The 12,534-nt window shown below is 36.8% G+C and carries 9 protein-coding genes; 5 read left to right on the top strand and 4 right to left on the bottom strand.

The features are described 5' to 3' along the window. Positions 1-2 precede the first annotated feature (2 nt). The 5 genes from SOM12_RS13260 (at position 3) to SOM12_RS13240 (ending at position 8,093) form a co-directional block, all read left to right on the top strand. The gene (locus SOM12_RS13260; protein ID WP_250836416.1) at positions 3-1,523 is read left to right on the top strand and encodes a RagB/SusD family nutrient uptake outer membrane protein; all 1,521 of its coding nucleotides are present in this window, start codon (positions 3-5) and stop codon (positions 1,521-1,523) included. A 203-nt stretch (positions 1,524-1,726) separates the two neighbouring features. Continuing rightward, positions 1,727-2,917 carry a glycoside hydrolase family 88 protein gene (locus SOM12_RS13255; RefSeq protein WP_320493757.1) on the top strand — a complete coding sequence of 397 codons (1,191 nt, stop codon included), beginning with the start codon at positions 1,727-1,729 and terminating at the stop codon, positions 2,915-2,917. A gap of 72 nt (positions 2,918-2,989) precedes the next feature. Beyond that, on the top strand, positions 2,990-5,404 hold the full coding sequence (locus tag SOM12_RS13250; protein ID WP_095930754.1) for a glycoside hydrolase family 2 protein: 2,415 nt from the start codon (positions 2,990-2,992) through the stop codon (positions 5,402-5,404). A gap of 220 nt (positions 5,405-5,624) precedes the next feature. Beyond that, positions 5,625-7,430 (top strand): glycoside hydrolase family 2 protein, encoded by a 1,806-nt coding sequence (locus SOM12_RS13245; RefSeq protein ID WP_095930826.1) that lies wholly within the window; start codon positions 5,625-5,627, stop codon positions 7,428-7,430. A 99-nt stretch (positions 7,431-7,529) separates the two neighbouring features. Further along, positions 7,530-8,093 (top strand): DUF2911 domain-containing protein, encoded by a 564-nt coding sequence (locus SOM12_RS13240; protein ID WP_095930755.1) that lies wholly within the window; start codon positions 7,530-7,532, stop codon positions 8,091-8,093. Positions 8,094-8,159: 66 nt separating this feature from the next. On the opposite strand, the gene SOM12_RS13235 is transcribed toward SOM12_RS13240, so the two are convergent. Genes SOM12_RS13235 through SOM12_RS13220 form a run of 4 tightly spaced genes read right to left on the bottom strand, consistent with a single transcriptional unit; the run spans position 8,160 to position 12,215 of the window. After that, positions 8,160-8,330 carry a hypothetical protein gene (locus SOM12_RS13235; protein WP_172426931.1) on the bottom strand — a complete coding sequence of 57 codons (171 nt, stop codon included), beginning with the start codon at positions 8,328-8,330 and terminating at the stop codon, positions 8,160-8,162. 57 nt (positions 8,331-8,387) lie between these two features. Next, positions 8,388-10,592: a xanthine dehydrogenase family protein molybdopterin-binding subunit gene (locus tag SOM12_RS13230; RefSeq protein ID WP_320493756.1), complete on the bottom strand. Its 2,205-nt coding sequence runs from the start codon at positions 10,590-10,592 to the stop codon at positions 8,388-8,390. Positions 10,593-10,599: 7 nt separating this feature from the next. After that, the gene (locus tag SOM12_RS13225; protein WP_095930757.1) at positions 10,600-11,580 is read right to left on the bottom strand and encodes an FAD binding domain-containing protein; all 981 of its coding nucleotides are present in this window, start codon (positions 11,578-11,580) and stop codon (positions 10,600-10,602) included. Further along, positions 11,577-12,215, bottom strand: a complete 639-nt coding sequence (locus tag SOM12_RS13220) for a (2Fe-2S)-binding protein (RefSeq protein WP_320493755.1) — start codon at positions 12,213-12,215, stop codon at positions 11,577-11,579. Before SOM12_RS13220 ends, SOM12_RS13225 begins: the two co-directional genes overlap by 4 nt. Between the last annotated feature and the right edge of the window lie 319 nt (positions 12,216-12,534).

Raw genomic sequence — 12,534 nt, 5'->3', positions numbered from 1 at the left:
TTATGAAAAAATATATAGCTCTTCTTTGCTTTGGAACAATGGCGTTTTTTAGCTGTTCTGATCTAGAAGAAAAACCAATAGGAATTATTCGTCCAGAGAACTTTTTTAATAATACAGACGATTTGCAGGCTGCTGTAAACGGTGCATTTGCCAACATTGGTCACAATAATTATTGGGGAAGAGAATTTACAATTGCCCTTATGCTTCGTGACGACATGTCTGATATTGGCGACAGAACAACGCAAGCGGCTCGTATTGATGTAAACGATATGTCAATGAATGATACCAACGCGCTTGTGGCAAACTTTTGGCCTCAATCGTATGTAATTATCACAGCCGCAAATCAGGCGATTGAAGGTGCTAAAAAAACACCTGGCGATCCAGCAAAAGTCAACGCTATTGCAGCTCAAGCGTATTTTGCAAGAGCTTTTGCTTATTATCATTTAGTGCGCCTTTTTGGTGATATTCCGTATGTTGATTTTGTGGTGAATGATGTGAATCAGGTAAACTCGATTGGAAAAACAAAAGAAGCGGATGTTTATCCAAAAATTATTGCCGATTTAGAATTTGCGAAACAATGGCTGGAGGATAAACCAAAAGTAAAAGCTGTTCCAGGGAAAGGTACTGCCGCAGGATATCTAGCGTCTGTTTATTTGACTTTAGGAAATTTTCAAAAAGCATATGATGAAGCAAAATTTGTAATTACCAACGAAGCTAAATTTGGTTTAGGTTTGGATGCTGATTTTCAGGATTTATTTAACGCTACTAAAACAGCTACTTTAAAAGAGCCACTTTTTACAATTGACTTTAATAACTTAACATCAGGAAATTACGGTCAGGATTATACCGCCTTTTTTACTGGATCTTTAAAAGATGATAGTTATAGCTACGGACAAGGATTCTCTGTTGCCGTTCCGTCTTTAAAAGTTTTCAACACTTGGGATCAGAGAGATTATAGAAGAGCGGTAAGTTTTGATACCATTATCAGAAAGAAAACCGGACCAGGAGGAGCATTACAAGTCTTTCCTTCAAGCGATAATGAAAAAGCACCTCGCCCACACATTGCCAAATATTTCCGTTTTCCAGGAAAAGCAGGTGCTAACGGAAGAACTTCTCAGCACAACTACATTACCATGCGTTTTGCAGAAGTTTTGCTGACAGCAGCAGAAGCTTTAAACGAAATTAATCCGGGAACAACAGAAGCTAATGGTTATGTAAACCGTGTTCGTGCAAGAGCAAGAAACAAAGCGGGTAAATTAGTTTCTTTTCCAGCAAACGTAACTCCGGGCTTATCTCAGGCAGATTTCAGAAAAATGGTTATTGATGAAAGAAGATTAGAGTTGGCTTTTGAATATGTAAGATGGTACGACATTAAAAGACTTAAAATCGGACCCGAAGTATTTGGACCAGATGGCTTAGAACCACATGCCAATTTTGATCCAAACAAAGATTATTTGTGGCCGCTGCCTGGAACAGAATTGGCTATTAATCCGAATTTAAAACCAAATAATCCTGGTTATTAATTGAACGCGGATGAAACGGGTTTGCTATCTCAAAAGCGCGGATTGAAACGGTTTTTTTTATTACGTTTCGCATAATTGGTTTCCCGCAGATCTTGCAGATTTAGCAGATAAAAGAAAAAAAAGCCAAATCTGCGTTTTCGCAATAGCGAATCCGTCAAATTCGTGTCTAAAAATCACGATCACAAAATATATATTATTTTAATATGAAGAATGTCAGTTTCATTTCTTTAATTCTTGGGTTTGCATCGCTGGTAACAGCATGCAAATCCGGAATTAATACTCAAACAAAAACGACCTCAGCAGCGACAGAAAAACTGGAAACGCGTTACAAAATGTTACTCGATTATCCAGTAGATTCTATGTCTATGCCTAGAAGTATGAATATAAAAACTCTTGAGATTCGCAAAGTGCCGTCGAGAGATTGGACAAGCGGCTTTTTTGCTGGAAATCTTTGGCAATTGTACCGATTAACAGGCGATTCAAAATATAAAGAACAAGCTCAAAAATGGACTCCTTTCAGCAAAAAAGAAAGTGTCAATAGTAATTCGCATGACGTAGGTTTTAAAGTGTTTTGCAGTTTTGGAGAAGCTCTAAAAGTGGAAAACAGGAAAGAATACGAAGCGGTAATTGTTAAAGGCGCTGAAACTTTGTGCACAAGGTTTAATCCAAAAGTGGGTTCGATTCGTTCTTGGGATTTCAACAAAGAAATTTGGGATTATCCGGTTATCATCGACAATATGATGAATCTGGAATTGCTTTTTGAAGCATCCAAAATATCTGGAAATCCAAAATACCGCGATGTTGCGATTAAACACGCCAATACAACTTTGAAAAATCAGTTTAGAGAAGACAATTCATGTTACCACGTTATCGATTATAACCCAAATACAGGCGAAGTTAGAAAGAAAACCACACTTCAAGGTTACAATGACGATTCGGTTTGGGCACGAGGTCAAGGATGGGCAGTTTACGGATTTACGATGTCGTACAGATATACAAAAGATCCTGCTTATTTAAAACAAGCCGAAGCAACGGCAAAGTTTTTTATGACGAATAAAAACCTTCCAGAAGACGGAATTCCATATTGGGATTTTAAAGATCCTAGTATTCCAAATTCGGCGCGCGATGTTTCGGCTGCAATGGTGATGGCATCTGCTTTATATGAATTGCATGGTTATACCAAAAATGACAGTTATCTGGCTTTCGCCGATAAACTGATGGCTTCGGTACAAACGGATAACTATATTTTAGATACTAAAATTAAAGCACCGTTCCTATTTGATCACAGTACAGGAAACTGGCCAAAACATGATGAAATTGACGAACCTATAATCTATGCCGATTATTATTTTTTGGAAGCTCTATTAAGAAAAAGTGACAAAGTAACAAAGTAGCAAAGCTTTTTTGCCTTTGTACTACTGAACCTTGGAATCTTTGAGCCTTTGAACCTCTGAACCTAAACACACATGAAGAAATATCAACACAATACATTTTCAATTTTTGCGCTTTTTGTTTTGTTTCAAATTTGTCTGAGCAGCAGTTTTGCTCAGACAAAGATGAACATCAATGACAATTGGCTTTATTTAGAAAATGACACTCAAAAACTAAACGAAGCGCAAAAAGCCTCCAACTGGACTTCTTTAAACTTACCGCATACTTGGAATGCCGAAGATGCAACCGACCTCTATCCAGGATACAGACGCGATGCCAGTTGGTATCAGAAGAAATTAAATATTGCGCAAATCGATAAAAACCATGTTTATTCATTATACTTTGAAGGTTCAAATGTAACCACAAAAGTATATGTAAACGGAAAAGAAGCTGGTTCGCATATTGGTGGTTATATTGGTTTTTCAATAGACATTACCAACTTTATCAAAGAAGGAAACAACGATATTTTTGTTCGTGTGGATAATAGTTATGATATTGAAATTATTCCATCTCAAAAAAGCGATTTCTTTATTTATGGCGGAATCACGCGTGATGTGTGGCTAGTTTCGAAATACAAAAATCATATCGAAAATATAAAAATTACAACTCCTGAAGTTTCTGCTAAAAAAGCTTCGGTGCAAATTGTTTCTACTTTTGTGAACCCTGAGAATTCAAAAGATTTATCATTGACGATAACTTTAAAAAACCCGAAAGGGAAAAAAGTGGCAAGTAAAACCGTTTTGGTTTCAGATAAAACTTCAACAATTACTTTCGAAAACATCAAAAACCCAGAACTTTGGGATACTGAAAAACCAAATTTATACCGACTTTCTGCTGTTTTATCAGAAAAAAATCAAATTAGAGATAGTGTTTCTGAAAAAGTAGGTTTCAGATGGTTTGAATTTAAAGATCATGGTCCGTTTTACCTTAACGGAAAACGTTTATTAATTCGCGGTACACACCGTCATGAAGAACAAGCTGGAGTTGGAGCTGCTATGAGCAACGAACAGCATTGGGCTGATATGAAATCGATTAAGGAAATGGGCGCTAATTTTGTTCGTTTAGCACATTATCCGCAAGATCCTGAAATTTATAAAGCTTGCGACGAACTTGGACTTTTGGTTTGGGATGAACTTCCTTGGTGTCGTGGCGGAATTGGAAATGAAGTGTGGAAAACCAACACCAAAAACATGCTGGAAGAAATCATCAATCAAAATTACAATCATCCAAGTATTATAATTTGGTCTTTAGGAAATGAAATCAACTGGCTTCCAGATTTTCCTGATGGAGATAACGCAGATAAAACCAATGTGTTTTTAAATGAATTGAATGATATTGCTCATAAACTTGATCCGACAAGAAAAACGGCTATCAGAAAATATTATGAAGGATCTCATATTGTAGATATCTTCTCTCCCTCTATCTGGTCTGGTTGGTATTCTGGAAGTTATAAAAGCTACCAAAAAGCAATTGATGTCTACAAAAAAGAATACAAGCATTTTATTCATGCCGAGTATGGCGGAGACAGTCATGTTGGGCGCCACAGCGAAAATCCTGTAACGGGCGAAAATGTAATAAAAGCTGAAGGATGGGAAGAAGCTATTGTACAGACTAAAGTGGCTAACATTGCCCAAATTGGCGATTGGAGCGAAAACTATATAGTTGATTTGTTTGATTGGCATTTGCATATATCCGAGAATGACCCAACGTTTGTGGGAAATATTCAATGGGCATTTAAGGATTTTGCAACGCCGCTGCGTCCAGAAGACGATATTCCATATATGAACCAAAAAGGACTTACGGATCGAAACGGAATTCCAAAAGACGCATATTATGTTTTTAAAAGTTATTGGGCAAAAGAACCTTTCGCTTACATCGAATCGCATACCTGGACGGAACGTCAAGGTCCAGAAAATACGCCAAGAACAATCAGTGTTTTCAGTAATTGCGAGAAAGTAACGCTATTTCATGATGGGAAATCTTTGGGAGAAAAACAGCGTAATCTTTCCCTTTATCCTGCAAATGGTTTAACTTGGGATGTCAATTTTAAAAAAGGAGAAAACGTTTTAATTGCCATTGGTAAAAATAAAGATGGAAAAACGGTTTCTGATACGATAAAAGTCAATTATCGCTTCAATAAAAATGATACTGCTTCTTCGCTTCAATTGTCTTCGGAAAAATTAAAAAACGGCAATTATCTGGTTACGGCAATTGCAATTGACAATAACAATTTACGCTGTTTGGATTATGAAGCGAGTGTCTATTTTCAATGTCTAAAAGGCGGAAAAACATTAAAAAACCAAGGAACACCAACGGGAAGTGAATCTATTAGAATGGCAAACGGAAAAGCTTCTATAGAGGTTATCCCTGACGGTTCTGGCAATCCGATTGAAATGACGGCGTTGAACCAGAGTTTTAAAGGGGAATATTTGAAGATTCCAGTTGAGTGAAAAGATCCTAAGTTGCTAAGGTTCTAAGATTCTAAGTTTTATCGCCTAGTTTGTCATCCTGACGAAGGAAGGATCACACTCGTAACTCTACAAAGATTGGTGACAAAGATTGCGGAGCTTCTAGTGTGATCCTTCCTTCGTCAGGATGACAAAAAAACGAATGAAAAAATCTTTGTGCCTTAGCGCCTTTGTGGCAAAATACATAATAAACAAATTTACAATGAAAAAAATTCTAACATTATTATTCCTGACGTCGTTCGCAATTGGACAATCACAAGGTTTAATTTCTAACGTGTCAAACCGAAATACTACTTCTTTAAACGGAATTTGGAATTACATAATTGATCCGTACCAAACTGGCTTTTACAGCTTTCACCTTGACCAATACGATAAACAGGAAAAACCAGCAAAAGGAGCATTTTTCACGAATTATCATGCTCAAAACAAACAGGAATTGGTAGAATATGATTTTGATAAATCGCCAACAATTACTATTCCTGGCGATTGGAATTCGCAGGTTACAGAACTGAAATATTATGAAGGAAATGTATGGTTTAAAAAGTCTTTCGATTACAATTTAGCAGCCAACAAACGTTTGTTTTTATATTTGGGAGCTATCAATTACAAAGCTGATGTTTATTTGAACGGAAAGAAACTAGGAACTCACGAAGGTGGTTTTACGCCATTTAATTACGAAGTGACTTCTATTGTTCAGCCCAAAGGCAATTATTTGGTTATAAAAGTTGATAATACGCGCCATAAAGAAGATGTTCCGACTGTGAATACAGATTGGTGGAATTATGGCGGAATCACGCGCGATGTAACTTTAATTGAAGAAGAAGCATCTTTTGTAGAAGATTACACTATTCAGCTGAAAAAAGGTAATGCGAATGTTATTTCGGGATTCATCAAGATCAATAATTTAGATCCATCAAAAAATCAGATTTCGATTGCTATTCCTGAATTAAAAATCAATTACAAAGGAAAAGCAGATGCTCAGGGAATTCTAAACTTTGAAATCCCAACGAAAAAGATTTCTTATTGGTCGCCAGAAAATCCGAAATTATATGATGTTATTGTTGACTTTAACGGAAAAAAATTAAACGACAAAATTGGTTTCAGAACAATTGAAACGCAAGGTGATAAAATCTTATTAAACGGAAAAGCAGTCTTTTTAAGAGGAATCTCTATTCACGAAGAAAATGCAAAAGGCGGACGTGCTAATTCTGAAGAAGATGCGCTGCGTTTACTAAATTGGGCAAAAGAATTAGGCTGTAATTATGTTCGTCTGGCACATTATCCGCATAACGAAAACATGGTTAGAGAAGCTGATAAAATGGGATTAATGGTTTGGGAAGAAATCCCAGTTTACTGGACTGTTGAATTTACTAATAAAAATACGTATCAAAATGCCCAAGATCAATTAACGGCTGCTATTACAAGAGATAAAAACAGAGCGAGTATTGTGATTTGGTCTATGGCAAATGAAACTCCAGTTTCTGACGCTAGAAATACTTTTATCACGAATTTGGTAAATCATACAAAATCATTGGATAATACAAGGTTAATTAGCGCCGCTTTATTAACGCATAACGGAAAGATTGACGACGAAATTGGCAAATCGCTTGACATTATTGCTTTCAATCAATATTTAGGCTGGTATGGCGGTAACTTAGAAAATGCTGAAAAAACATTCTGGACTACACCATACAACAAACCTGTTTTCGTTTCTGAATTTGGAGGTGATGCAAAAGCGGGCTTTCATGGAGAGAAAAACGAACGTTGGACAGAGGAATATCAGGAATATTTATACATTCAGAATCTAAAAATGATTGAAAAGATTCCTCACTTAAGCGGGACAAGTCCGTGGATTTTGGTTGATTTTAGATCTCCGAAAAGATTGCTTCCAGGTATTCAGGACGGTTACAATCGTAAAGGCTTAATTTCAAATGATGGTGAAAAGAAAAAAGCTTTTTACATTATGCAGGATTGGTATGCTAAAAAGAAAAAGGAGTCTCAGAATTAATTCGTTATTACCAATTCATTAACAAAAAACAAACTGTAAATTATATGATTTTTCTTCATTATTAACTTACTTTGTAGTTATTCTAAAAATTGTAATCCTATGAAAAAAATTTATTTACTGGCAGTTACATTGTTTGCTGCCTTTACAGTTCAGGCACAAGAAGTGGTGAAATTTGCTCCATTAGACAACAGCCCTGTTGATATTTCTTATTTCCCAAACAAGGCGGTTAAATTCAAAAAAACAGATAATCCAAATCCGATTATCAAAGTTATTTACGCAAGACCTTCTGCAAAAGGAAGAACTATTTTTGGCGATGTTGTAAAGTTTGGAGAAATCTGGAGAGTTGGTGCTAATGAAAATACAGAGATTAAATTCTACAAAGATGTAACTATTGGCGGTAAAAAAGTTCCTGCAGGATATTACAGTTTATTCGCTATTCCAGAAAAAGATAAATGGACGATCATTATCAATAAAGAATTGGATTTATGGGGTGGTTATGCTTATGATGAAAGCAAAGACGTTGTAAGAGTTTCTGTTCCAGTTAAATCTGTAAGCGAAACAATCGAAGCTTTATCTATTGCATTTACAACTCAAGGCAATGTAACAAATCTTGTTATTGGATGGGATAAAACAACTGTTGAATTACCAATTACGATTAAATAAGTTTTAATGATATATGCCACGAAGGCACAAAGTCGCAAAGTTTTTTAAGCTTTGCGACTTTTTTATTTAAGCACAAAGAGCCGATTTTACATAAGCTCTCAAAGCCTTATCACGCAATCTTGTCATTTCGACGAAGGAGAAATCTCCGTAAGTAGCTCCGCAGTAATAATCCATTCTTTGTCGAGTTTCTCGCGAAGATTTCTCCTTCGTCGAAATGACAAAAATGAGGTTACTCACAAAAAAATCCCTTTAAGATCTTATTCTCAAAGGGATTATTGTAATCGTTTTTTATGCTTAAACCTTTGCGGTCTCAATAATTTTATCTAATGTAATTGGTAAATCTCTAACACGTTTTCCAGTTGCATTAAAAACGGCATTTGCAATTGCAGGCGCCATTCCGACTAAAGCTGTTTCTCCTAAACCTTTTGTTCCCATTGGGTTACTGATTGGGTCTTTTTTATTAACGAAGAACACTTCTTGTTTTTCTATATCTGCATTTACAGGAACATGATAATCAGCGAAATTATTGTTGATTGGACGGCCAAAACGATGATCGATTTCTAATGCTTCCATCAATCCCATTCCGATTCCTCCTACTGCTCCACCGAACATTTGTCCAGCAGAAGTTTTCTGACTGATTACGGTTCCAATATCGGCACAAGACACAACATGAGCCAATCTTATCTTACCCAAATTCGGATTCACTAATACTTTTACAAAATGAACCGAAAACGAATAAATCGAATATTTCTTCGCTTCTTCTGCGGCTTTAGAAAGATTTTCTACTTCAAAATCTTCTAATTTATTACTGCTTAAGAGCGCCGCTAATGTAACCGATTTAGATTTGTCTTTTTTAGAAGAAACTGCACCATTTTCAAAAGTTAAATCTGTGAGAGCGATTCCTTTTAAAGCAGAATTTTTACTTCCCAATTCAATTATTTTATTCACCAATAAATTACAAGCATCATGAACAGCAGAACCAACAGACGAAGTCGTTGCCGAACCACCTTGCGTTGGGCCTTTTGGCAATCCGCTTTTTCCCATTTCGATAACTACATTTTCAGATGGCAAACCAATTACTTCAGCTCCAATAGCAGTCATCATAGTTGCCGTTCCTGGTCCCATATCATTTACACTGCATTGCAATACCAAATCTCCATTAGCCAAAAATTTTGCCTTTACAGAAGTTGGGCTTCGATAACAGCCGAAAGTTCCAGTTCCCATTCCGTAACCCACTAGCCAGTTTCCTTCTTTAACAGAACCCGGTTCATTTTTACGGTTTTTCCAGCCTATGCGTTCCATTCCAGCTTCGTAGCATTCTAAAAGAAATTTACTGCTCCAAGGTTTATTTTGTTCCTGATCTTTTTCAGCATAATTGCGTTTTCTGAATTCAATCGGATCTAGGTTTAATTTATAAGCCAATTCGTCCATTGCGCTTTCTAAGGCAAAAGAGCCTGTCGCCTCTCCCGGTCCACGCATCCAGATTGGTGTGCAAGTATCCAAAGGCACAATTCTATAACGTGTCGAAACATTGGCACAATCATAAATAAATCGGGACATGTTTACGGTACCTTCCATAAAATCCTCATAGCTTGAAGTCATTGCAACCGCTTCATGCGTTAATCCAGTCAGTTTTCCATCTTTAGTTGCCCCAAGCCCCATTTTCTGAATCGTGTAAGGCCTGAAACCAACATTGGTAAACATCTGTTCGCGATGCAGTACTAATTTAACTGGACGATTTAGTTTTTTGGCTCCAATTAAAGCCGCTATTTCATACGGCCAAGTATGCAATCCCATTCCGAAAGCGCCTCCAAGATATTCGGCGTGAACCTCAACATCTTCGACAGGCACTCCAAAAACTCCGGCAACACTTTTACGCGTTCCCTCGACACCCTGACTTTTGGTATATAAAATGGGTTTATTTCCGTCCCATTTGGCTATAATATTTGCCAGTTCCATCGGGTTATGCACCTCGGTTGGAATCGTATATTCGGTTTCTAGAACAACCTCAGCATTTTTATAACCATCATGTTCTCCGCGATGGTAATCATTTCCTTTATCGGTTTCGACTTTCTTTTCCTTTTCAGCTGCTTTTTTAAGTTCTGTCGAATGTTCTTCTTTAAAATAATCGGCTTTAATTAAACTCGCCGCATATCGCATACGCTCAAAAGTATCGGCAATAACCAGAGCAATGGGCTGATCGTAATACAAAACCGAATCATCCTTGAAAATCTGCAAGGGCTGACCAAAATTATGCTTGTCTTTTGCTTTTTCGTAGCCAGCAGGTTTATCCACATTTAAATGCGTAATTACAGCCAAAACTCCTGGCGCCCATTCCGCTTTTTTAGTATCAATGGTTTTAATTCTTCCTTTCGCAATCGTACTTCCTACCAAACAGGCATAAACAACGCCTGCTGTTTTATATTCTGCCGAATAAGTTGCTGAACCCGTTACTTTAGCAAATCCGTCAACTCTATTAATATTACTTGTCTTGCTCATAATTTAATTATTTTGATGCTGCTATTGTAAGTGCTTCTGCTACTGCATTCTCTCCAAGCGTTATTTTAAAATTATTATCCCCGAATCCTTTTGCACCTTTCATAGACAAATGGCCTGCTTGTTTAAATAGATCTTCAGAAACTGTTTTTCCTTTCAGGAATTTTTCTGTTTCAGTCAATCGCCATGGTTTATGTGCCACACCTCCCATAGCCAATCTGACATCATTTATGGTATTATTTTTTACATCTAAAGCCACAGCAACAGACACTAATGCAAAAGCATAACTCGTCCTGTCACGCACTTTAAGATAATGCACATTTTTAGTAAAATTATTATCTGGAATTTCAACAGCAGTAATCAATTCTCTGCTGTCAAGTGTATTGTCTTTTTCTGGTGTATTTCCAGGAAGTTTATGAAAATCAGTAAACTTAATTTCTCGTTTTCCTTTTGGACCTTCTACCAAAACTGTTGCATCGAGCGCCGCCAAAGCCACACACATATCACTTGGGTGAACGGCAATACAACTATCCGAAGTTCCAAAAACAGCTGCCATTCGGTTAGAACCTCCAATCGCACCGCATCCGCTTTTTGGTACTCGTTTGTTGCAAGGCATATCGGTGTTGTAATAATAAGAGCATCTCGTTTTCTGCAGCATATTACCTCCAACGGTCGCCATGTGACGAATTTGCTGAGAAGCTCCAGCAGCTAATGCTAACGCTAATAAAGGATATTTCTCTTTAATAGAAGCATCTTCGGCAACCTGACTATTTTTTGCCAATGCACCAATCGAAACTTTTCCTTTTAAGAACTCTATTTTCTTTAAGTCTAATCCGTTAATGTCAACCAATTTATCTGGAGCGACAATATTCTTCTTCATCAAATCCACCAGATTTGTTCCTCCCGCAATAAACATAGAAGAATCATCTTTGGCTTTTCCTGTAATTGCCGAAGAAGACGACAAAGCTTTAATTATCTGAAAGTTTTTCATATTTCCTTCCCTCCTTCCTTCACTTCCGTTATGGCGTCAACAATGTTATGATAAGCACCGCATCTACAAATGTTACCACTCATATATTCACTGATTTCTTCTCTGCTATTTGCATGGCCTTCTTTGATACAAGCAATTCCAGACATGATTTGTCCAGGAGTGCAATAGCCGCACTGAAAACCATCGTGTTTGATAAAAGCTTCCTGCATTGGGTGCAGTTTTTTTCCTTTCGAAAGTCCTTCAATCGTAGTTACCTGTGCGTTTTGCTGCATCGTTGCCAAAGACAGACACGACAAAATTCTAGTTCCATTTACGTGCACCGTACACGCACCACATTGTCCGTGGTCACATCCTTTTTTGGTTCCAGTAAGCTGTAACTGTTCGCGAAGCAAATCCAATAACGTAGTTCTTGGCTCAATATTTAGATTGTGTTTTGTGCCATTTACTTCAATAGAAAGCGGTACTGTTTCTAAATATTCCGCTATTTTTTCATCCCATTTCTTTTCTGTAGCCATAATCAATGAAGGCGGCGTCAGGGCAAGGGCGGTAAAAAGTCCTGATTTCTTTATAAAGTCACGACGCGAATTGGAATCTTCGGGTGTTACTTTATTCTGATTTGTTTTTTTAGAAGCCATTCAATCTATTTGTTAAATTAGCAAATTCGCTTTTGTCATTCTAACAAATTTAGCGATCTTATGTAAGAAAAAATTATAAAATTCAAACATTACTCTTATTTAGAATAATTACAATTTCTTTCTTTTTTTTAACCGCAAAGAGCGCAAAGGGTTTTCGCAAAGTTCGCTAAGTTATTTTTCTCTCGCAGATTTGGCAGATAATGCAGATTTTGAATACGATGAAAAGATTTACACAGATTCTTTTTGATAGAAATAAATAAAAAATCTGTTTAGATCTGCAAAATCTGCGAGAAACAAAAATTATACACATTAAAATTTT

The sequence above is a fragment of the Flavobacterium sp. CFBP9031 genome (genome assembly GCF_034044945.1).
Classification (GTDB): Bacteria; Bacteroidota; Bacteroidia; order Flavobacteriales; family Flavobacteriaceae; genus Flavobacterium.
Note: the sequence above shows the minus strand (reverse complement) of the source record. Positions and strands in the feature narration are given on the sequence as shown.